The organism is Nocardioides sp. Leaf374 (assembly GCF_916862475.1).
In the GTDB taxonomy this organism is placed as follows: domain Bacteria; phylum Actinomycetota; class Actinomycetes; order Propionibacteriales; family Nocardioidaceae; genus Nocardioides; species Nocardioides kribbensis.
On sequence record NZ_CAKASO010000008.1, the window covers coordinates 54,069 to 74,625 of the forward strand.

Annotated in this window: 25 protein-coding genes; 24 read left to right on the forward strand and 1 reads right to left on the reverse strand. The window is 70.9% G+C overall.

Going from position 1 to position 20,557, the window contains the following annotated elements; genetic code table 11:
* Window positions 1–30: 30 nt before the first annotated feature.
* Window positions 31–828, reverse strand: coding sequence for a hypothetical protein (locus LPA27_RS05745; RefSeq protein ID WP_228941829.1), 798 nt, complete (start codon window positions 826–828; stop codon window positions 31–33).
* A gap of 295 nt (window positions 829–1,123) precedes the next feature.
* On the opposite strand from LPA27_RS05745, the gene LPA27_RS05750 reads away from it, so the two are divergent.
* The 24 genes from LPA27_RS05750 to LPA27_RS05865 all read left to right on the forward strand — a co-directional run bounded on the left by LPA27_RS05750 (window position 1,124) and on the right by LPA27_RS05865 (window position 20,529).
* Window positions 1,124–1,294, forward strand: a complete 171-nt coding sequence (locus tag LPA27_RS05750; protein WP_228941830.1) for a hypothetical protein — start codon at window positions 1,124–1,126, stop codon at window positions 1,292–1,294.
* Window positions 1,295–1,577: 283 nt separating this feature from the next.
* The gene (locus tag LPA27_RS05755; RefSeq protein WP_228941831.1) at window positions 1,578–2,024 is read left to right on the forward strand and encodes a hypothetical protein; all 447 of its coding nucleotides are present in this window, start codon (window positions 1,578–1,580) and stop codon (window positions 2,022–2,024) included.
* A 2-nt stretch (window positions 2,025–2,026) separates the two neighbouring features.
* The gene (locus tag LPA27_RS05760) at window positions 2,027–3,130 is read left to right on the forward strand and encodes a terminase (protein ID WP_228941832.1); all 1,104 of its coding nucleotides are present in this window, start codon (window positions 2,027–2,029) and stop codon (window positions 3,128–3,130) included.
* On the forward strand, window positions 3,117–3,740 hold the full coding sequence (locus LPA27_RS05765; protein ID WP_228941833.1) for a terminase: 624 nt from the start codon (window positions 3,117–3,119) through the stop codon (window positions 3,738–3,740). The genes LPA27_RS05760 and LPA27_RS05765 overlap by 14 nt, the downstream gene beginning before the upstream one ends.
* A gap of 19 nt (window positions 3,741–3,759) precedes the next feature.
* Window positions 3,760–5,244 (forward strand): phage portal protein, encoded by a 1,485-nt coding sequence (locus tag LPA27_RS05770; RefSeq protein ID WP_228941834.1) that lies wholly within the window; start codon window positions 3,760–3,762, stop codon window positions 5,242–5,244.
* Window positions 5,210–6,115: a hypothetical protein gene (locus LPA27_RS05775; RefSeq protein WP_228941835.1), complete on the forward strand. Its 906-nt coding sequence runs from the start codon at window positions 5,210–5,212 to the stop codon at window positions 6,113–6,115. Before LPA27_RS05770 ends, LPA27_RS05775 begins: the two co-directional genes overlap by 35 nt.
* A gap of 41 nt (window positions 6,116–6,156) precedes the next feature.
* A complete protein-coding gene (locus LPA27_RS05780; RefSeq protein ID WP_228941836.1) occupies window positions 6,157–6,861 on the forward strand; it encodes a hypothetical protein in 705 nt (234 codons plus the stop codon).
* A 60-nt stretch (window positions 6,862–6,921) separates the two neighbouring features.
* A complete protein-coding gene (locus LPA27_RS05785; RefSeq protein WP_228941837.1) occupies window positions 6,922–7,866 on the forward strand; it encodes a major capsid protein in 945 nt (314 codons plus the stop codon).
* A 126-nt stretch (window positions 7,867–7,992) separates the two neighbouring features.
* Complete coding sequence (locus LPA27_RS05790; RefSeq protein WP_228941838.1) at window positions 7,993–8,427, forward strand: hypothetical protein; 435 nt, start codon at window positions 7,993–7,995, stop codon at window positions 8,425–8,427.
* Window positions 8,428–8,460: 33 nt separating this feature from the next.
* Window positions 8,461–8,850, forward strand: coding sequence for a hypothetical protein (locus LPA27_RS05795; protein ID WP_228941839.1), 390 nt, complete (start codon window positions 8,461–8,463; stop codon window positions 8,848–8,850).
* Window positions 8,847–9,248 (forward strand): DUF6093 family protein, encoded by a 402-nt coding sequence (locus tag LPA27_RS05800; RefSeq protein WP_228941840.1) that lies wholly within the window; start codon window positions 8,847–8,849, stop codon window positions 9,246–9,248. Before LPA27_RS05795 ends, LPA27_RS05800 begins: the two co-directional genes overlap by 4 nt.
* Before the next feature lies 1 nt (window position 9,249).
* On the forward strand, window positions 9,250–9,654 hold the full coding sequence (locus tag LPA27_RS05805) for a hypothetical protein (protein ID WP_228941841.1): 405 nt from the start codon (window positions 9,250–9,252) through the stop codon (window positions 9,652–9,654).
* Window positions 9,651–10,025, forward strand: coding sequence for a hypothetical protein (locus tag LPA27_RS05810; protein WP_228941842.1), 375 nt, complete (start codon window positions 9,651–9,653; stop codon window positions 10,023–10,025). Before LPA27_RS05805 ends, LPA27_RS05810 begins: the two co-directional genes overlap by 4 nt.
* A gap of 45 nt (window positions 10,026–10,070) precedes the next feature.
* Entirely contained in the window at window positions 10,071–10,490 is a 420-nt protein-coding gene (locus LPA27_RS05815; protein ID WP_228941843.1) for a hypothetical protein, read from the forward strand.
* Window positions 10,483–11,013, forward strand: coding sequence for a hypothetical protein (locus tag LPA27_RS05820; protein ID WP_228941844.1), 531 nt, complete (start codon window positions 10,483–10,485; stop codon window positions 11,011–11,013). Before LPA27_RS05815 ends, LPA27_RS05820 begins: the two co-directional genes overlap by 8 nt.
* 118 nt (window positions 11,014–11,131) lie before the next feature.
* Entirely contained in the window at window positions 11,132–11,725 is a 594-nt protein-coding gene (locus tag LPA27_RS05825; protein WP_228941845.1) for a hypothetical protein, read from the forward strand.
* Between the two features lie 197 nt (window positions 11,726–11,922).
* Window positions 11,923–12,141, forward strand: a complete 219-nt coding sequence (locus tag LPA27_RS05830) for a hypothetical protein (protein ID WP_228941846.1) — start codon at window positions 11,923–11,925, stop codon at window positions 12,139–12,141.
* Window positions 12,142–12,196: 55 nt separating this feature from the next.
* Complete coding sequence (locus tag LPA27_RS05835) at window positions 12,197–15,712, forward strand: hypothetical protein (RefSeq protein ID WP_228941847.1); 3,516 nt, start codon at window positions 12,197–12,199, stop codon at window positions 15,710–15,712.
* Window positions 15,709–17,535, forward strand: coding sequence for a hypothetical protein (locus LPA27_RS05840; RefSeq protein ID WP_228941848.1), 1,827 nt, complete (start codon window positions 15,709–15,711; stop codon window positions 17,533–17,535). Before LPA27_RS05835 ends, LPA27_RS05840 begins: the two co-directional genes overlap by 4 nt.
* A 9-nt stretch (window positions 17,536–17,544) precedes the next feature.
* Window positions 17,545–18,621 carry a hypothetical protein gene (locus LPA27_RS05845; RefSeq protein WP_228941849.1) on the forward strand — a complete coding sequence of 359 codons (1,077 nt, stop codon included), beginning with the start codon at window positions 17,545–17,547 and terminating at the stop codon, window positions 18,619–18,621.
* Between the two features lie 22 nt (window positions 18,622–18,643).
* Window positions 18,644–19,024, forward strand: a complete 381-nt coding sequence (locus tag LPA27_RS05850) for a hypothetical protein (RefSeq protein ID WP_228941850.1) — start codon at window positions 18,644–18,646, stop codon at window positions 19,022–19,024.
* Window positions 19,025–19,032: 8 nt separating this feature from the next.
* Window positions 19,033–19,470, forward strand: coding sequence for a hypothetical protein (locus LPA27_RS05855; RefSeq protein ID WP_228941851.1), 438 nt, complete (start codon window positions 19,033–19,035; stop codon window positions 19,468–19,470).
* Window positions 19,451–19,834, forward strand: a complete 384-nt coding sequence (locus LPA27_RS05860; RefSeq protein WP_228941852.1) for a hypothetical protein — start codon at window positions 19,451–19,453, stop codon at window positions 19,832–19,834. Before LPA27_RS05855 ends, LPA27_RS05860 begins: the two co-directional genes overlap by 20 nt.
* On the forward strand, window positions 19,831–20,529 hold the full coding sequence (locus LPA27_RS05865; RefSeq protein ID WP_228941853.1) for a hypothetical protein: 699 nt from the start codon (window positions 19,831–19,833) through the stop codon (window positions 20,527–20,529). Before LPA27_RS05860 ends, LPA27_RS05865 begins: the two co-directional genes overlap by 4 nt.
* The last annotated feature ends 28 nt before the right edge of the window (window positions 20,530–20,557 follow it).

Below are 20,557 nucleotides of genomic sequence, written 5' to 3' on the forward strand. Positions count from 1 at the left end.
CGGCAAGCGCACGGCCGTTAAGAGACCCCGTTAGAGCAGGTCGATTCGCTCTGCGACGCCAGACCCGGTCTTTCGCCAGGAGCGATCGTGCATCACGAAGGAAATGGTCACGAATTCGGCCTGCCGCTTGAGGAATGCAGGTGCCTCATCGCTGTGCGGGAGCCAACCGGCGGGAATCGCCGTCGACTTGACTGGGTGGGTCCCGACCCCGAGGTTGTAGGACTCGCGGCGCCCTGCTGCAACGGCTTGCATTTCTGGTAACGGCCCCCACTCAGGGTGGACGATCTTCACCTTGTAGGCGACAGCGGTGGCGTTCGCGTTATATACGCCGACTGTCAGGATTGAAACAAACATTGAGCTGGTCCCGCCGACCTTCAGGAAGGGCGACACTGCGTCGGCCTCAAGCTGCATTCGAGCGTCCGCCTCTGCCCGCTCTCGCTCGCGCTGCTCGCGGTCTGCAGCAAGAACTGCGCGCTCCTCGGCTGCTGCTTCAAGCTCTCGGCGCCTGTCGGCCTCGGCCACCTCGGCCAACTGCCGCTCCTGGCGTCGGGCTGACTCCTCGCTGCGGAACGCCACGACGGCAAACAGCACCGCACCGATGGTGCCGAGCCCACCGACCCACGTCCCCGCCGCGCCGACCGCGTCGACGTTGGTCTCGCACCCGCTGTCCCCAGCCGAGCACTGCACGTAGCTAGCGACCCACCACCCGAGCAGCCCACCCACGATCAGCCCACCGAGCAGCGAGGCCAGCGCTACCGCGTGGCGCTCAACGAACATCAGCGCGCGAGAGGCGCGAGAGGGCTGCGGCTTCTGGTCCTCGTCGGTCACGGGCGTCAGGCTGCCATACCCCGGCACGCCGGACCTGACCATCTGTGTACCCAGATCCCGGCCCATGCTCTACGCTGTAACGGACGGTGCCGGTGATCTCTCACTCGGCGCCGTTCGCTGTCTGCGCAGGAGGTCAGCCCTCGTGGCCAAGCGTCCCTGCCTCGACTGCTCCGCCCCCACCACGAGCACACGCTGCCCAGCCTGTGCACGACACCGGGACGCAGCACGAGGCCGACGCCAAGCCCGTGGCTACGACACCAGCTACGACCGCGAGCGGCGCGACCTGCAGCGCCGCATGGACGCAGGCGAACAGTTCACCTGCTGGCGCTGCGCCGAGAAGGGCCAACCGCACCACGTCGACCCAGCCTCATGGCACCTCGGCCACGACGACGCCGACCGCACCATCCTCCGCGGACCCGAGTGCCCGCCCGGCAACCTCGCCACCTCCTACGCATCTCACATGTGAGATACCCCCTGGGGGCACCCCCTGGCGGGCCCGGTCATAGGGACCGCGGAGGAGGCGTCTCCGAGGTGTGCGGGGTTCAAAGATTTCGGGGACACCACCAGGCGCATAGCGCGGCGCGGGGTCGTCGAGCCGCTGCGGCGCTACGCCGTGAGGGGGGTCGATCGCCGTGACCAGTGGAGGCCGCCGCAACCGCTCCGGGCCGGGTGCTGACCCGAAGTCACGGACCTCGGAGCGACGGGGCTACTCGTTGCAGGCGCTGCCGAACGAGGGCTACGCCGACGAGGTGCCGGCGTTCCCGCTGCCGGCTGTGGCCGTGATGCGGTGGGAGTCGGAGGGCAAGCGGCGCTACCAGGTGCGCGACGACGAGGCGACTCAGGCGCGCCACGAGCGCGAGCTCGCGCTGTGGGAGCAGGTCTGGACCTACCCGCAGGCGTGCGCCTGGTCGATGGAGCCGTGGCGGTGGCCCACGGTGGCGATGTACGTGCGGACCTTCGTGGTGTGCGAAGGCAGTGACGCGACGGCCGCTGACAAGGGCAGCCTGCACCGTTTCGCCGACCAGATCGCGCTGACCCCGGCGGGGATGCGAGAGAACGGCTGGGCGATCGCGGCCGTCGAGGTCGGTGCTGGCGCTCCCCCGGCGGCGCCGAGCGACGGGGCTGACGGCGGTTCGGACCCGGCGACCGGTGATGAGGTCGGCCAGCGCCGGACCCGTCGCCGGATGCGGGACTGAGGTTGCACTCCGAGGGACCCGGGAAGATCGACTTCCCGACCACAGGCGACCTGGTCGACCAGTGGATCGAGCAGCACTGCGTGATCCCGGGCGGCTTCAAGAAGGGGCGCCCGTTTCGGCAGTACGACTGGCAGTTCTGGTGCACCGCGAACCACTACCGGGTGCGCGAGGACGCGGTCTACGACCCCGACGACCCGCCGATGAACCAGGCGTTCCAGTACCGGTTGACCCAGGTCATCGCGCCTCAGAAGACCGGCAAGGGTCCGTGGGCGGCATGCCTGACCTGTGTCTCAGCGGTGGGCCCGGAGCTGTTCGCAGGCTGGGCGAAGCGCGGGGACGTCTACCGCTGTGACCAGCAGGGCTGCAAGTGCGGCTGGTACTTCGAGTACGAGCCGGGTGAGCCGATGGCCACCCGTCACCCGTCGCCGCTGATCCAGCTCACCGCCAACTCCGCCGACCAGGTGAAGAACGTGTGGGGCCCGCTGAACTCGATGATCCGGCGCAAGGGCTCCCCTTTGGCCGACCTGCTGCTGCCCCGCGGCGACTTCATCCGCGTGGTGGCCGAGGGGTCCGACCCGGAGTCGGACCGCATCGACATGGTCACCTCGAGCGCCCGTTCTCGACTGGGTAACCCGATCTCGGACTACCTGCACGACGAGTCCGGGCTCTACACCGTCCACAACGGCATGGTCGACGTCGCCGACGCCCAGGAGCGCGGCGCGGCGGGCATGGGCGGCCGGGGGAAGCAGACCAGCAACTGCTGGGACCCCGCGGTGCAGTCGTTCGCGCAGACGTACTTCGAGCAGAACCTGCCCGACGTCTTCACCTACTACCGCAACCCCGACACCAACCCCGAGCTGTTCGGGCCCGACGGGAAGCCGCTGAGCTACCTGACGAAGACGAACCGGCGCAAGATCCACGCCTACGTCTACGAGGGCTCCGACCACGTCAACCTCGACTCGATCGAGGCGCTCGCGCTCAAGCTCGTCACAGCTGGCGACCCGGCGCAGGCGGAGCGGTTCTTCGGCAACCGGGTCGTGGCCGGCGGCGGCGCGTGGCTGCCCGAGGGTGTGTGGAACGCGAGGCGCGCTGATGTGGCTGCCTAGTCCCCCACCCGGGACGGGCATCTGTGCCGGCTTCGACGGCAGTGAGTCCGACGACTGGACCGCGATCAAGGCCGAGACGCGCGAGGGGCTCATCTTCACCCCGCGGTGGGGTCCGGACCGGCGGCCGACGGTGTGGAACCCGAAGGACTACGACGGGCACATTCCGCGCAGCGAGGTCTTCGCCGCGTGGGTCGAGATCGTCGAGACCTACGACCTTCGCCAGGCGTTCTGTGACCCGGGGTTCCATGACGAGACGTCGTGGGCCTCCGAGATCGATCAGTGGGCCGCCCGGTGGGGCGAGGACCGGTTCCTGGAGTTCCCGACCACCTCGCTGGCGCGGATGTTCCCTGCGATCCGGCGGTTTGAGGCCGACCTGTCATGGATCACCCACGACGGCTGTCCGATCACGATCACGCACATGCGCAACGCGCGGAAGCTGATCTCCAGGGGTGGGCGTACCTACACCCTCGGCAAGCCGGCGGCCCACCAGAAGATCGACGCCGCCGTGACCTCGATCCTCGCCCACGAGGCGGCTTCGGCGGAGCGGGCTGCGGGCTGGCTGGACCGCCAGCCGGCTGGGATCTCGAACGTCATGTACGGGTTCAGCTAGCAGAAGGGAGCGGCCCGTGATGGACCGGAAGACCGCTCTCGAGCGACTCGACATGGGCTCGGCCAGCCTCAAGGAGCAGGCGCCGCGGTGGAAGCGTCGCCGCGACTACTTCGACGGCAATCAGGACGCCCCGTATGCCCCTGAGGGCGTCAACGAGGAGTACCAGGCGCTGCAGGACCAGTCGACGGCGAACTGGCTCAAGTTGGCCATGCAGGCGCCGGTGCAGCGGCTCCGCGTCGACGGGTTCCGCACCGGTCGCGACCAGGCCGCGGACAAGACGGCGTGGGAGGACGTCTGGCAGGCCAACCGGGGCGACTTCATCCAGCGACAACTCTACATCAACATGATGGTGCACGACCTGGGCATCATGGGCGTCTGGCCCAACGCCGCGCGGCCGAAGTCGCCGCTGCTACGGGTGGAGTCGGGCAAGCGGGTCTGGCTCGAGCGTGACCCCGAGGACACCACCCGGGTGTCGTGGGCGGTGAAGACGTTCGCGGTCCGCAAGCGCAACGCGACCGCCCTGTGGACCCCGACGCCGGTGGCCACCCAGGGCGAGGTGGGCATCGTCTACGACGAGGACTCGTTCGTGCGGTTCGAGCGTGAGAACGGCTCGGGCCTGTGGTCGTTCGTGACCGAGGGCGTCAACCCGCTCGGCGAGGTCCCGTTCGTGCCGTACTCGCTGAACATCGACGAGGACGGCCAGACCCACCCCTCGATTGACCAGCTCATGCCGCAGCAGGACGCGGTCAACACGATCCGCTTCAACACGCTCCTCGCGATGCAGTTCTCGGCCTACCGCCAGCGGGTCTTCACCGGTTACGACCCGGTGATCCGCGACGCGCAGGGCAACCCGGTGCTGCAGCGCAACCCGGACGGGACGCCCGTGCTCGACGAGCGCGGTCAGCCGATCGCGCTGCTGTCGAAGCCGGGCCGCGTCGGTGTGGACCGGGCGCTGGTGTTCCCGGGCAAGGACACGAAGGTCTTCGACCTGGCCGAGTCGAACCTCAGCAACTACATCGAGGTGCTCGACTCGTTCCTCTCGCAGCTCTTCGCGACCGGGCAGGTCCCGCCGCAGTACCTGCTGACCCGGATGGCGAACCTGTCGGGCGACGCGCTCGCCGGCGCGGAGTCCACCCTCGCGGCGCTCGTCGGTGACCTGCAGACCGCGGCCGGGGAGTCCCACGAGCACGTGATGCGCCTGGCGAACCGGGCGCGCGGCGAAGACATCGACGACGTTGCCTCTGAGGTCATCTGGGGCGACGGCGAGGCCCGCTCGTTCGCGCAGACCATCGACGCGATCACCAAGCTCATCGCCACCGGCTTCCCGCGCGGCTCAGCGTGGGCGATGATCCCGGGCGCCACGATCACGAAGGTCGACCGGTGGCTCGAGGAGCTCCGCGAGGAGCGCGCGGCCGAGCCGTTCGAGCTGCTCGACCCGGCCACGCAGGCGCGGATGAAGGCGATCAGCGGTGCCGGCGACGCCGACGCAGCAGCAGGCGCGTAGCCACTACTCCGCGCAGTCGCAGATCGCGGTGGCGGCCGCCGCGGCGGTTGCGGAGCTGCTGCAGGTCCGCGCGCCGATGCGACGGGTCATGGACACCCTCGCGGCCTACCAGCTCGCCGGTGCTCGTTCCGCCGTGACTGCGATCGCCGCGATGTCGGGCTCGCGCAGGCCGCTGATCGATCCGCGCGCGTTCGCCGGTGTCTCCTCGATCGGCCTGCCTGCCTCTGAGCAGATCATCGCGGTCGTCGACGCCGTGGAGCCGGCCCCGGTCGAGGAGCTCCCCGAGCCGTGGTGGACCAGCGTGGTCGACTTCATCACCGACGTCGAGAACGTCGTCGCCGGGCAGGTCCGCGACGCCGCCCGCTCAGCCTCCCAGGCCGAGATCGTGGCCCGGCCGGAGTGGCAGAACTACGTGCGGGTGCTCGTGGGGCCTTCGTGCCCGCGCTGCGTCGTGCTCGCCGGTCGGGTCTACCGCGACGTCGAGGAGTTCGATCGTCACCCGCCCACCTGTGACTGCGTGATGGTGCCGGTGGAGTCCTGGGAAGACGCCCACGACGCCGGCTATGTCTTCTCCCCGCAGGAGGCGTTAGACCGCGGCATGATCCGCGGCCTCTCGAAGGCCGACACCGACGCCATCCGCGACGGCGCCGACCCGAGCAAGGTCATCAACGCCCGCCGCGGCATGGTCACCGCTGAGGTGCTCGGCCGGCGGGTCAAGGCGACCACCGAGGGCACCACGAAGCGTGCGCAGTGGCGCCGCGCGAACCCCACCCGCCGGGTCCGGCTGCGACCCGAGGCGATCTACCGCTACGCCGAGAGCCCCGAGGACGTCCTGCGTCTGCTGCGGCTCTACGGCTACCTGACCACCTGACGCGCAAGGCGTCGGGCTGACTCCGCAACGGAGGCACCACCATGCAGAACCCCTTCGTCATCCCCGCCGACATCCAGCAGCTCGCCGACGAGTTCATGGCCCGCAACCAGGCCCGCTTCGGTCACGGCCTGTTCCGCATGGAGGAGAACCCCGACGGCGGAGGAGGCGGGGGCGACGACGCCGCCGCTGCTGCTGCTGCTGCTGCTGCGGCGGCGAAGGCGGAGGAGGACGCGGCTGCTGCTGCGCTCGGCGACGCCGGGAAGCAGGCGCTCGACCGGATGAAGGCCGAGCGGGACCAGGCCAAGAAGGACGCGAAGGCGAACGCCGCCGAGCTCGAGAAGATGCGCAACGCATCTAAGAGCGAGCAGGAGAAGGCGATCGACGCGGCCCGCAAGGAGGGCGAGTCGGAGGCCACGAAGCGGGCCAACGCCCGGGTCGTGCGCACCGAGGCCAAGGTCTTGGCCATCAGCGCGAAGTTCCGTGACCCCTCCGACGTCATCACCCAGCTCGGGTCGAAGCTCTCCGAGATCACCGTCGACGACGACGGCGAGGTCGACGCCAAGGCGCTCAAGGCCCTCGTCGACGGGCTCGCGAAGAGCAAGCCCTACCTGCTCGACGACGGCAAGCCGCCCCCGGCGACCGCCGCCGAAGCCGGGATCGGCGTCACCGGTGACCGCTCGAAGACCGACACCGGCACCGGTCGCAGCCGCATGCGCGCGGCCATCGAGGCCGGCACCAAGAAGTAGCCCCCGCGGACCAGCCGCGCCCGGGCCCCAGCACCCACCCCAGAAAGAGAGACCGCCCACATGGCACTCACCCTCGCCCAGGCCGCGCTGCTGTCCAAGGACGACCTCCAGCGCGGCGTCCAGGAGACCTTCGTGCAGGAGTCCCCCCTGCTCGACCGGATCCCGCTCATGCCCATCGAGGGCAACGCCTACGCCTACAACCAGGAGGCGACCCTGCCGGGAGTGGCGTTCCGCGGCGTCAACGAGGCCTACGTCGAGTCGACCGGCACCGTGGTGCAGCGCACCGAGACCCTGTCGATCCTCGGTGGCGACGCCGACGTCGACCGGTTCATCGTCAAGACCCGCGGCAACCTCAACGACCAGCGCGCCACCCAGCTCGCGATGAAGATCAAGGCGGCCTCGTACAAGTACCAGGACACCTTCATCAACGGCGACATCGTCGTGGAGCCGAAGGGCTTCGACGGGCTCAAGAAGCGCCTCGTCGGCGCCCAGGTGATCGACGCCGGCACCAACGGCATGGGCGTGGTCGAGGGCGGTCACGACTTCTTCGACGCCCTCGACTCGCTGCTCGCTGCGGTGCCGGGCATCAACGCCGCCAACGGCGCGGTCTACGCCAACAGCTTCATCGTGCAGCGGATCCTCTCGGCCGGTCGACGCCTCGGCGGTGCAGAGCTGGTGAAGGAGGACCTCACCGGCAAGCGGGTCGCGGTCTACAACGGCATCCCCGTGCTCGACATCGGTCTGCGCCCCGACGGGACCGCGATCATCCCCCAGACCGAGACCCAGGGCACCAGCACCGACGCCTCCAGCGTCTACGCGGTGAAGTTCGGCGAGGACGAGGGCGACCAGGGCGTCACCGGGCTCACCAACGGCGGCGTCGACGCCTACGACCTCGGCGAGATCAACGAGAAGCCGGTCTACCGCCACCGCCTGGAGTTCTACTGCGGCCTGGCGACCTTCGGCGGCAAGGCCGCGGCCCGTCTGCGCGGCGTCCGCAACCGCTGACCCACCCGGCGCCCCGGCGCCACGTGCCCCACCCCGCGGGCGGCCCGCCACATCGGCGGCGCCGCCCGCGCTGGGGCCCAGCAGGAACCGCACCGCACCATCCGCCACCCCGAAAGCGAGAACAGCATGACCACCAAGCTGACCGGCGACGACCTCGAGACCGCCCTGAACGAGCGCGGTCTGCCCTCGGAGGGCACCGCCGACGAGAAGCGCGCGGCCGTCGCCAAGTTCGACGCCGACGTCGCCGCCGCCGACGCCTCGACCAACCCGAGCGAGACCCGGCTCGACGAGGACACCAGCAAGCCCTCGACCACGGCCCCCGGCGACGGGCCGGCCGACACCACCGACCCGACCGAGATCGCCAGCACGGTCAGCCCGGACAAGGCCGCCGCCGCAGCCGCGGGACACGGAACCGTCAACGGCGTCGTTCCGGTCACCCAGACCGTGGCGGAGCGCGACACCAGCAACGACCGGGTCGAGACCTACGCCGCCAAGCGCCCCGACGGCACCGAGGTGCAGGTCGAGCGCAACGTCGAGACCGGCGCCACCCGCCTCATCTGACCGAGCTCAACCACCCGGGAAGGGAGCGTCACCATGCAGAACCCGGCCACCCCCGCCGACGTCACCAAGCGGTGGCGCTCCCTCAACCCCCAGGAGACGGTCAACGCAGAGACGTTCCTCGCCGACGCCTGGCGCATGGTCCGCCGCAACGTCCCCGACATCGCCACCCGCCTCGACGCTGGCACCCCCGCAGCCGACGACCTCCGCGCCGACGTGGTGCAGGTGCTCGCCCAGGCCGCTCTGCGGGTGCTCAAGAACCTCGACGGATCAAAGCGTGAGAGCGCCGACGACGTCTCCTGGGAGCCCGACCAGGCCGCCGCCTCGGGGCTGCTCGAGATCACCCCGGCCGAGTACGTCCTGCTACGGCCCGTGGCGACCGCCTACGCCGCCCCTGGCGTCTACGTCGTGGGTCTCGGCGGGTGAACGTCGAGGGGATCCTGCGCCGCCGGCGCCTGGCCCGCGAGCAGCTCATGCGGTCGCGGGTGCGGGTGCGGCGCCCCACCGGTGACACCGTGGCCCGAGACGGCGTGCGGGTGCCGGTCTGGGCAGACGAGCACACCAACCTGCCGATGCAGCTCTCCGGCGCTGGGACCTCCTCCCCCTCGACCACCAAGACCGTCGGCGGGGTCGAGTTCGAGGTCGCAGCCCGGATGGCGGAGTTCCCCGCCGGGACGTCCAACCTGCGCGACAACGACTACGTCGACATCCAGGCCGGCGAGCACGCCGGCCTAGTACTCCGCGTCGTCGAGGCCGACGGCGAAGACCTCGCCACCGCGCTGAGGGTCTCCGTCGTTGCCGTCGCTCGACCCGAGGAGTGGTGACGTGCGCGCATCGATGAGCAGCGGCCTGCCCGGCTTGGCCGGCGACATGGCCAAGAGCCGCCGCAAGCTGCCCGCCGAGGCCCGCAAGGTCGTCGACTCAGGTGCCCGGGCAGGCAACATGCTGGCCAAGGAGTCGGCCCGGGAGCGCGCGGGGAAGCCCGGCAAGCACTACCACCGGGCCTTCACATGGGAGCCCCGCCCGACGTTCGTCGGGTTCGGCACCGCGACCTACAGCGCCGAGTACGGGCCCGACGTCGCTCGCCGTCAGGGCGGCATGGCCACCGGCTTCGAGGACGCGGTCGGGCGCCAGACGGTACCGCACCACAACCTGCTGCGCTCGCAGGACGTCATCGGCCCCTCGTTCGGCCAGGAGGTCCAGCAGATGATGGGCCGGATCCTGTGGTGAGCCCCTTGACCGAGGAGCAGCAGCTCGCGGCGGTGGTGGCAGCGATCAACGCCCGCTACCCCGAGCGGCCGCGAGCGGTCGACTCCGACACCGCCGCGAAGGACCCCCGCAACAAGATCGTGGTCAGCCTGTACCGCCGGTTCGTTGCCCCAACGCGGCGTAGCGGCATCGTCACCGTGAGCGCGGGGCGCATCACGACCCAGTACGCCGCAGCGCTCAAGGCGACGGTCAGCGACTTCCGCGGCGAGGTCCGTGCCGCGCTCGAGGAGCAGATCCTGCCCGGGGACCTCGGCCCGATCGCCTTCGAGTCCTCGACCGCGACGGAGCCCGACGGCGACCTGTTCGTCGGCTCCGACACCTGGACCTTCTGACCCACCGTCCCGCACCACCCGAGCCCCTGAAAGGGGAGCAGCCGCATGCCCGATTCCACCTGGGTCCGTGTCCTCGACAACGACACCGGCCACCAGCGCACCATCCGCCGCAGCGCCCTCCCGCACGGCGCGTACACCGAGCTCCCCGGTGACGCGATCGACCCGCTCACCGGGGAGCCCCTGGCCCCGGTCTACGCCGTCGCCCCCGACGAGGCAGCCACCGCCGCTGCCAGCGAGCCGGCCGAGGGCTACATGACGTGGCTCAAGGCCGACCTCGAGCAGGAGGTCGAGCGCCGCAACGACGCCCGAGGCGACGAGCAGCAGTTCGTCGTCGTGGAGGCCCCGCGCAACAAGAAGGAGCTCGCGGCCGCGCTGAGCGCCGACGACGAGCGAGCCGAGTCCCTGTCGGGAACCGACACCGACGGCCAGCAGACCGACACCACCAAGGAGAACGCCAGTGCCTAAGCCGATGCGGCCCGACCCCGCCGTCACCTACGGTCGCGAGAACTGGATCTGGGTCCCCGCGATCGCGGACATCCAGACCCCCAAGCTGACCGAGGTCACCGCGACCTCGGCCCTCGACATCACCGACATCCTCTTCGACGCCACCGGTGACCCGACCCAGAGCACGAACCGGGTCACCGCCGAGCGCCGCAAGGGCGACACCGCGCAGTACGAGCGCATCGGGACCACCACCTTCGGCGGGGGCGACATGCTCTACGCGCTGTCGCCGCAGGCCGCCGCGGCCTCCCCGGGCAAGAAGGCCTGGGAGCTGTTCCTCGGTGGTGTCGACGGGTTCCTCGTGCGGCGCCTGGCGGTGGCCAAGGAGATCGACTTCGCCATCGGCCAGTTCGTCGATGTCTTCCCGAACTCGTTCGGCCCCTCGATGCCGACCAAGGCCGGCGCCGGGGAGACCGGCGAGGCTGCCGCGACGTGCGGCTTCGCCATCACCGCGCAGCCGGCGTTCCTGCGCCCGCTCATCGCCTGAGCGAGCGCCCACCGCAAGACCACTCCCCGGCGCGGGTCCGACAGCCGCGCCGGGGAGTGCACCACCTGTCGGCCCTGTCGGGCCCGCCCAGAGCGAAGGACCACCTATGCGACACACCGTGTTGATCTACACCGACGGCGACATGGAGCAGCTCGTCGACCTGCGCACGAAGGTCGGCATCGCCGAGCGCAACGCCCACCGGGCCGATCTCGTGCCCGCTGCCCCGCGTCGGCGCGGTGACACCGGGGAGACCGGCGCCGACCAGACGCTGGCGCTGATCGATGCCCAGGCTGCCTACGCGGCGTTCGCCGACGAGGCTGCCGAGCGGGCCGAGGCGTGGATAGTGGAGACGATCGGGCACGTCGAGTTCCGTGAGCTGCTGCGCGAGCACCTGCCGCGCAAGAGCAGCGAGACCGATGCCGACGGGAACGCCGTCGAGGTCGTCCACCCCGAGGACCGCGGGTTCATGGTCAACACCGACACGTTTCCCCAGGCGCTGCTGCACTTCGTCGATCCCGACGACGAGACGCACCGCACCGTGGTGGGCCCGGTCTTCGACTCCGAGGCGGCGTTCCGCAAGCGGCTGCGTCGACTCTCGGCCGGCCAGTTCGACACCCTGTGGATCAGCGCGCTGAACCTGAACCGGGGGCTGGTCGCCGACCCAAAAGCCGAGAGGTTCTCGAGCGCAATCCGCACCTCCAGCGCGACCTAGACCTCGCCGCGGCCCTCGGCCGAACCACCGAGGAGTGGTACGCCCTGCCCGAGCAGGAGCAGGGCTGGTGGATCGCGCGGTGGACTGCCGAGCAGGAGCGCCGCCATAGCGAGTGCGCTCACTGCGGCCGCCCGGTCGAGGAGTGCTCCGACCCCGAGCGCCCGTTCTTCCCTCACCTGCGGGTGTGCCAGGCCTCGATGGAGCGGGCAGCGGCGCTGGCGAAGTACCAGCGCCTGCACGAGGACCGGCCCTACCACGACGGGACCTTCACGCGGTGGGCTGAGAAGCGCAGCGACCGGTTCCCGTACCACCACAGCGACGGCGTGACCGTGTGGGTCGCCGACCAGGACTACGCCCCCGACGACCTGGCCTTCACCGCCGAGGTGGCACCCCGCACGCCCCCGAGCCCCGCCTGACCCACATGCCCCGGCGTGTGGCCGTCGAGCACCCCCGAACGAAGGAGGGCGACCCGTGGCCACTCGCCTGGAGAAGGTGCTGCTGCAGCTCGAGGACATGTACAGCCAGCGCCTCGACAAGCCGATCGCGAAGACCCTCGAGCTGGACGCCGCGATCCGGAAGGTCGACGGGACCAGCATCAAGGGCTCGAAGGCGATCGACGGGGTCGGCGAGTCGAGCCGCAAGGCCAGCGGCGACGTCGACGGCCTGGGTCGCAGCGCCGACGGCGCCGGCAAGGAGGTCGACAAGCTCTCGGGGCGCCTCACGATCGCCCGGGACCTGCTGGTGACCCTCGGGCCCGCCGTGGTGCCTCTCGGTGCTGCTGCAGTGGGCGGCCTCGTCGCGCTGACGGGCCAGTTCGCGGCCCTTGCGGGCGGGGTCGGGGTGACTGTGCTGGCGATGCGGGGTCTCGGCGACGCGATGAAGGCCGTCGAGAAGGCCCGCCTCGAGCCGACCGCCGAGAACCTGCAGGCGATGCGGGTCGAGATGGAGAAGCTCGGTCCCGCTGGTGCGCAGTTCGTGCGGTACCTGCAGGAGATCGCCCCGCAGCTCTCCGAGCTGCAGATGGCCGCGCGCGCTGGGCTGCTGCCCGGGCTCGAGGACGGCATCGACGCGCTGTTGACACGCGGTCCCGAGGTGACCTCGATCGTCTCCCAGCTCGCGTCGGCGATGGGTGAGCTGGCCCGTGAGTCGGGCGAAGGGCTGGCCGGCGACGGCTACACGGAGTTCTTCGACTACCTCGAGACCGACGCCGCGCCCACGCTGCGCGATCTGGGCGAGTCGTTCGGCAACGTCACCGAGGGCATCGCGAACCTGATCGTGGGGTTCGCCCCGGTCGCCCGTGACTTCTCCGGCGGGATGGTCGAGATGACCGAGTCCTTCGCGGAGTGGAGTAGCCAGCTCTCCGAGAACGACAGCTTTCAGGACTTCGTCGGCTACATCCGCGAGTCGGGTCCCCTCGTTATCGACCTGCTCGGGTCGATGGTGCAGACCGTCGCCAGCATCGTCGAGGCGACCGCGCCGCTCGGCAGCGACGTGGTGCCGGTCCTGACGATGTTCGTCGACGCGCTGGGCGCGATCGCTTCGTCGCCGGTGGGGCCCCCGCTGGCTGTTGCGGCCGCCGCGCTGGTCACCTTCAACCGGGCCGCCGCGATCGGCGGGTCGCTGTCGACTGCGCTTGCTACCAACCTGGACCGGGTCGGCATCGGCGCCGAGCGCACCAGCGGCGGCCTCGACAAGGTCGCTGCCGCCGCGCGAGTGGCTGGCGCGACCCTGGCCGCTCTGGCCGTGGTCGACTCGCTCCAGACCCAGTTCGAGGGGCTCGACACCGGCCTGAACGGCGTGACGAGCCAGCTCCTCGACCTCAGCAACTCCGGCGCGCCGGCGAAGCTGGGCGGGGAGTTCGACAACCTCGGGGAGTCTTTCGCGCGGCTGACCGACGCCAACTACGCCCAGCAGTTCCAGGACCAGGTCTACGAGTCGTTCTCGTTCCTGGGCTCCGACTCCCGGGTCGACGAGGCCACGGCGCAGTTCGAGGCCATTGACGCGGCCCTCGCGAACATCGCGGCCACCGGCGGCGCGCCGGCCGCGGGCGAGGCGTTCGCGGCCCTGGCACGCGACATGGGCCTGTCGTCGGATAAGACGAGCCAGCTCCTCGGGATGCTCCCGCAGTACCGCGACGCTCTCGCCGGCGCCGAGAACTCAGCCCGACTCGCAGGTGACGCCGCGGGCGAGCTCGGTGGCGACTTTCGCGAGGCCGGCGCAGGTGCCAGGTCCGCGGCGAGCGGTGCGCAGCAGTTCTCCACGGCGCTGGCCGAGCTCAACGGGTGGCTCGACAAGCGCGCCGCGGTGCGTGCTTATGAGGAGTCGCTCAAGGACTTCGGGAAGGGCCTCAAGAACGGGTTCGGCCCGAAGGACGTCGAGCAGCTCGACGCCACCGCCCGCGGGATCGCGCAGGTCGCCCAGGCCATCAAGAGCCCCGAGCTGCGGGAGGACTTCCTCGCCGGGGCTCGTCGCTCGCTGAGCGAGCTGGCCAAGGGCGCCGGCCCGCAGGCGCGTGCCGAGATCGAGCGGCTCATCGCGAAGCTCGACGACCTGGGGCTGACCCACCCGAAGCCGAAGATCAATGTCGACGGCCGGGCCGCTGAGGCGCAGGCCGCCCGGGTGCGACGCGATCTGGAGGAGCTCGACGGGCAGCGGGCCAACCCGAAGGCCGACCTCGACCCGGCACGGTTCTTCCGCAGCAGCGGCCAGGTTCGCACCGACCTGCTGTGGCTCGACGGGTACCGCGCGCTCGCGCAGATGGACGGCGACGCGACCGGCGCGCGCAACGCGGCGGCGGAGGCCAAGCGTGCCGGGCAGTCGGTCGACGGCAACGTCTTCACGATGTACATCGACACGGTGCGCCGGTTCTTCGGCAAGTCGGCTGAGGGCAACTACTTCCCCTCGGTGGCCTACGCGATGGGCGGGCTCGACCGGCCCAACGCACACGAGGCCGAGCTCTACCGCGGGCCGCTGACCCGGGTGTGGGGTGAGCCGGAAACCCAGGGCGAGGCCTACATCCCGCTGGCCAACGACCACCGGCGCGGACGGGCGAAGGAGATCCTCAACCTCACCGCGAACGAGCTCGGCGGCAGCGTGGTCTGGCACGCCACGGGCGGTCTGTACGCCTCGCAGACGTACAGCCCAGCGAGTGGCTACGCGGCAGGCCGGCCCGGCTCTCAGGGCGATGAGGTCGCGGAGGCCCTCGGCGGTGCCGCGGACAAGCTGCGCGAGTTCGCGATGGGCGTCGCCGGGAGCAGCCGCGGACTGCGAGTCGAGCTGTCGGCGCGACAGAAGCTGCTCGAGAAGATGCTTGAGCGCGAGGAGAAGGAGCGCGACGCGATCAAGGAGCGTCTCGACGCTCTGCGGCAGGAGCGCGAGTCGATCGCGCAGACCATCGCCGACAGGCACCGCTCCGACGTCTTCGCCCGCCCCGACGTGCCCGGGCTCGCGCTGCCTGAGAACTACTCCCAGATGTCGACCGAGGCACTGCTCGCGTTCACCAGCGCCCAGGCGTCGGTGCAGGCCTCCCTCGGGGTCACGCAGAGCCCGGCCGACATCTTTCGAGCCGACATCGAGGCCGCCAAGGAGGAGCAGCGACAGATCGCCCAGATCGACCGGTTCCTGGGCGATGGCGCGCTGCGGTACCTCATCGACAACAACCAGGTTGCGGCCGCCGCTTCGATGTCGGGCGCGGAGCTCCGGGAGTTCAACCGGCTCTACAAAAAGCGCGAGGACGTCCTCGGCGAGGCCGGCGACTCCGGTGCGCTCGCTGTGGTCGGCGACGAGCTGAAGGAGAACCGCAAGGCCTACGACCGTCAGACCGAGGTCGTGCGCGGTGTGCGCGCCGATCTGCGGAGGGTCGAGCGGGCCATCGAGAAGGCCGACAAGTCCAACCGCGACGGCCAGAAGCAGAACGCTCAGGACGTCGGGGACAAGGTCAACGGTGCCGCCGCGAACGGGCACCGCAGAAGGGGGCACCGTCGATGACGACACACGAGACCTGGGGCCTGACGTGGGGCGACCTCGACTGGTCGCCTCAGGCTCAGCCGTCGCTGGCATCGGGCGAGGTTCGCGTCGACGTCTACTCGGTCAAGCGGGGTCGCCCGGTGCCGGTGGTCGAGGCGGTGGCCTCGTTGCTGCAGGACGGGGCGCTTGAGCGGATCACTCGCCACGAGAACCGCGATCTGACGGTGCTGCTCTGTCTTCACGGGATCGACGGGGCGAAGATGGCGGCCTACGAGGCCGCGATATACCGCCAGTGCCAGGCCGAGATCTCCGCGCTGCTCTACACCCCGGCCGACGGGTTCGGCGCCCCGGCGATCTTCGACGTGGTCTGGGCAGACGCCGCTCCAGCAGAGGCCGATGACTGGGACCTCGCCGAAGTGCTGTGGGGGCGCCGCAACTACGAGGTGACGTTCCGCGCGCTGCCCTTCGCCCGCTCGGTCAATCCGTTCCTGCTCGAGGGTGCCACCTCGGCCGCCGCACCGGTGACCACGGTGGTCGACGCGGGCACCTCAGCGGCTGGGTGGTCGGCGTCGATCGACGGCGTCACCGTGACCTCGGTCAGTGGAGCAATCCGGATGCCGGTCAGTATGCGTCGCTCGACGACGTACAGCACCCAGTACCACGACCGCGACGGCCGCGCGCGCCGCACGGGCCAGGTCGACATGAGCACCACGCCCTACATCTACGTCGACTGGAAGATCGAGAGCTCCCCTGGCGGCACGGTGCGCCCGCTCAAGGCCTACGCCGACGGCTCCGAGCTGACCCGCCTGTCCACGGTGAACTCGCCCGACGCGCCGGGCTACAGCCGGACGCTGTTCTTGTGCCCGGACCCCTCGGTGACGGTGTTCGAGTTCGAGCCCGACATCTCGGTCTACAACGGCGGGTCGTCCTTCCCGTCGGTGACCGCGTTCTTCGACAACGTCACGAAGACCAACCAGGGCCCCACCCTGGGCACCCGGCGACAGAAGGTCGCCACCGTCGAGGTCCCTGGCTCGGCCCGCACCCCGGGCTCGCTGCAGATCTCGCACCTGACCTCGACGTTGGGGATGGTGCTGGCCTACACCTGCCCCGAGCTGGCCAACGGCTACGTGCCGGCGCTGTCGCTGTACGGGGTCAACTCGACCAGCAGCGACTCCACTCTGATCTCCGGCAAGAGCCGGGCATCCGCTCAGACCTACGACGTTCCTGCGAGCACCCTGCCCCCAGGCCCCTACCAGCTCATCGTCAAGGTCCGCCGCAACACCACCTCCGGCTCGACGGTCAAGGTCATCGCCACGGCCACCACCAGGATCAACGGCGTCGACATGACCCCCGCCCAGACCCGGTCCGTCGACGTACTGCTGCCGGGCACCGCCACCGGGGCGAACTGGAAGTTCGTCACCGTCGGGTCGTTCGTCCTGCCGCCCACTGCGGTGCCTGAGGGGTCCTCCGCGCTGGTCCGCATCGCTCTCGATCTGGGCTCCAGCACCGTCGAGGTCGACGAGGCGTGGCTGTTCTACCTCCCCGACGACGGCTCCGCCCACCTGTCGATGATCGACTGCGGCACCGGCTCCCCGGCAGCGGGCGGGTCCTCAAGCCGGCTGTGGCTCGACGCCGCCACCCCCGCCCTGCCCTACCCGGCGGCCTACGTCGGCACCCAAGCCGACCGCTCCGATGCCCGCGGGGTCGACGGGACCGTGGCGATCTGGGACGAGCACCAGTTCCCCCCGGGGTCGAACCAGATCTTCGTCGTGACCACCAACGCCCTCGACGCCCTGGTCCAGCTTGGCGGCTGGGCGCGGTGGCTGACCCACCCCGAGTCCTAGGAGGCAGCGGTGGCACGAGTGCGCGTGGACGGAACCTGGCTGCACGCCCTGACGAAGGTCAGCGACCTGCGGTGGAAGCACGGCGCCGACGGCGGCTGCCTCGAGGCATCGTGGTCGATCTCCCAGCGACCCGGCGCGTTCTCCTTCCCCGTGCTGCGCCGCGGCGCCGAGGTCGAGATCTTCGACGGCATCATCCGGGTCTGGTACGGCCGACTCTCCGAGCCCGGCGAGGACACCTCCGCCTGTCTGGCGGTCGGCCCGCTCAGCGACGCCTCGCGCTACCTCTGCGTCACCAGCGCCAACCAGCCCACCAGCAGCGTCAACACCGGCATCACCCAGGCCATCGTCGACGGGCTCAAGATCACCTACAACGGCGACGCCCCCACCGGTGTCCCCGCCACGGGCCCGCAGTACCTCGACGCTGCGATCGCTGCGGCCGCGACGTCCACCAGCACCCGCGCCACCGTCCGCGCCGACGGGATCCTGCGCTTCGAGGCCGACCCCACCGTCCCCAGCCTTGTCATCGCCCCCGGAGTGGCCTCCCTGGGCCGCACCGACGAGGACTGGGCCACCCACGTCTACTGCTACTACGTCTCCGCGGTCTCAGGGACCCCCTCGGCGCCCTCCGCATGGGCCACCGCCCTGGCCTCCGCACCCGACCAGGCCGCGCTGTACGGCCGCGCGACCCTGTTCGTCGACCTCACCGACCGCGGGCTGCTGACCTCGGCCCAGGCCGGAGCGATCGCCACCGGCATCCTCGCCAAGACCGGCGCCCGGCTCTCCATCACCAACGGCCTCACCGTCACCTCCGCCCAGCTCCGCGACGTTGGCGGCCAACGCGCCTCGCTGGCCCAGGTCACCGCCGGCCGCATGGTGCGCCTCCTCGGAGTCCGTACCCCCGACGGCGCCGGCTCCAGCGTCGTCGACGTGGTCATCGGCTCCACCGACTACCTCGACGGATCCGGCCAGATCACCCTCAACCCCCTCGGCATGGTGCCCCGCAACTTCGCCGACGTCATCGCCTCCATCCCCAAGGCCGACGACTCCCTCGAGTCCACCCCTGGCGCCGGCATCACCGCGGCCTGACCCCGACCACCAAGGAGACCCCGTGACCGACCCCAGCCCCGAGCAGACCCCCGACGAGGCGCAGCCCGAGCCGACCACCACCCTGGTCCCCGGGCCCCTTCGACGCTCGGTCAACTACGACTCCTTCGCCCACCTCACCGACGCCGTCGTCCTGCTCATCGACAACCGCGGCGTCGAGTTCGACGCCATCCTCGACGCCGAGACCATCGCCGCGATCGCGGCATTCATCTCCTCCACCAGCGACGAGGACCAGGCGGCCCGCGCCGCCCTCCACGACGCCGCCGCCAACGGCGCGCTGAACCTGGCCAAGATGCTCACCGCCTACACCCTCGGCGACCCCGTCCCCGCGGCCCGCTACCCCTGCACCCGCGAGTGCGAGACCTGCGCGCGCCCCGGGCAGTGACCCCACCAATGCGCGGCGACCTGCAGCCCCCCAGCCTGCCCGCCAAGCTCGTCCTGACCATCACCCTGCTCTTCCTGCCACTCTCGCTGCTCCGCGGCGTCGACTGGGCCTTCATCCGCGAGCCCGGCACCGTGTCCCAGCTGATGCTGGACAACTCCGTCGGCCTGCACACCTGGGGCCTGGCCCTCATCGCCGGCAACGCCGCGCTCCTGGCCGCCTACGCCGCCCGCCAGCACTTCCCCGTCTGGTGCGGCCACGGCCTGCTGTGGGCCATCTACGTCGGCATCAGCCTCACCACCCTCTCCTCGGTCGTCGACTACGGCGCCGGCCCAGGGCAACTCGTCGCGCCACTCGGGGCGGTGATCTGGCACGGAGCGATCGCCCTCGTCATGCGGCCACTCCCACGACGCGACGGGAGCACGACGGGTGCACGCGCTGGTCACTGACCCCACCTCCATCCCCGGCGACATCTACTCCGGGCCCTACGGCTTCCTCGTCGCCATCGCCGCGCTGCTGTGGCTGGCCTCCAAGGAGATCCGCAAGGCCCGCGCCGAGGACGTCTCCGGCGCCCGAGCCGAGACCCAGACCGAGCGCGACAAGCGCATCCGCGTCGAGGCCGAACGCGACGCCCTGGAGAAGCAGGGCAACGACCGCGTCGCCGAGCTCGACCGCAAGGTCGACGCCCTGCGCGAGCAGATCCGCGACCTCAAGGAGTCCCACGCCGGCGCGCTCGAAGAGGCGCTCGGCAAGATCCACGTCCTTCGCCAGATGCTCATCAAAGAGGGCGTCAAGCCCGAGGAGATCCCATGATCCGCAGTCACCGCGCTCGGGCCGGCTGGCTCGCCGCCGTCGCCTTCCTGGTCCTGGTCGCGGGGTTCGGTGCTGCCTGGCTGCTGGCCGGACAGCGCGAGGTCGAGCGCGACCAGGCCACCGCCGTCACCGCCTCCGTGGTCGACCAGCTGCTCGCGGAGTGCACCGAGAACCCCGGCGACGACGGATCGGCCCGCGCCGACCTCTGCCAGCGCGCTGAGGAGGTCAAGGCCGACATCGACGCCGGCGACGAGCCGACCGCGACCCTCATCCCCGGCCCCGTCGGCGCCTCCTGCGTCGAGGAGCTCGGCCTGCCCGCCTGCCGCGGCACCACCGGCCCCGCCGGCCCCCAGGGCGACACCGGCCCCCGCGGCCGCCCCGGCACCGACGGACGGCCCGGCCGCGACGGCGACGACTCCACCGTCCCGGGCCCCACCGGCCTGTCGTGCGTCGAGGAGCTCGGCCTGGCCGCCTGCCGAGGCCCCGTCGGTCCCGCTTCCACCGTCCCCGGCCCCGCCGGACCTGCCGGGTCGCAGGGCCCCCAGGGGCCGGCGGGGACCGCGAACCCCGGCACCTACTCCTGTCCCGACGGGCAGTACGTCGCCGGCTTCACCATCGGCGAGGCCGGCGGGGTGAGCCTCGACTGCCGCACCCCCGGCGCGCTGGCCACCGAGCCCGACCCCGCCAACCCCTGACCCCGCGTCTCCTGCTCGCCCGCCTCAT

What these genes read in the sequence shown, in the direction of transcription:
- LPA27_RS05750 (WP_228941830.1), top strand. Translation starts at nt 1,124, where the DNA reads ATGGACGCAGGCGAACAGTTCACCTGCTGGCGCTGCGCCGAGAAGGGC.
- LPA27_RS05765 (WP_228941833.1), top strand. Translation starts at nt 3,117, where the DNA reads ATGTGGCTGCCTAGTCCCCCACCCGGGACGGGCATCTGTGCCGGCTTC.
- LPA27_RS05770 (WP_228941834.1), top strand. Translation starts at nt 3,760, where the DNA reads ATGGACCGGAAGACCGCTCTCGAGCGACTCGACATGGGCTCGGCCAGC.
- LPA27_RS05780 (WP_228941836.1), top strand. Translation starts at nt 6,157, where the DNA reads ATGCAGAACCCCTTCGTCATCCCCGCCGACATCCAGCAGCTCGCCGAC.
- LPA27_RS05785 (WP_228941837.1), top strand. Translation starts at nt 6,922, where the DNA reads ATGGCACTCACCCTCGCCCAGGCCGCGCTGCTGTCCAAGGACGACCTC.
- LPA27_RS05790 (WP_228941838.1), top strand. Translation starts at nt 7,993, where the DNA reads ATGACCACCAAGCTGACCGGCGACGACCTCGAGACCGCCCTGAACGAG.
- LPA27_RS05795 (WP_228941839.1), top strand. Translation starts at nt 8,461, where the DNA reads ATGCAGAACCCGGCCACCCCCGCCGACGTCACCAAGCGGTGGCGCTCC.
- LPA27_RS05815 (WP_228941843.1), top strand. Translation starts at nt 10,071, where the DNA reads ATGCCCGATTCCACCTGGGTCCGTGTCCTCGACAACGACACCGGCCAC.
- LPA27_RS05830 (WP_228941846.1), top strand. Translation starts at nt 11,923, where the DNA reads ATGGAGCGGGCAGCGGCGCTGGCGAAGTACCAGCGCCTGCACGAGGAC.
- LPA27_RS05840 (WP_228941848.1), top strand. Translation starts at nt 15,709, where the DNA reads ATGACGACACACGAGACCTGGGGCCTGACGTGGGGCGACCTCGACTGG.
- LPA27_RS05855 (WP_228941851.1), top strand. Translation starts at nt 19,033, where the DNA reads ATGCGCGGCGACCTGCAGCCCCCCAGCCTGCCCGCCAAGCTCGTCCTG.
- LPA27_RS05865 (WP_228941853.1), top strand. Translation starts at nt 19,831, where the DNA reads ATGATCCGCAGTCACCGCGCTCGGGCCGGCTGGCTCGCCGCCGTCGCC.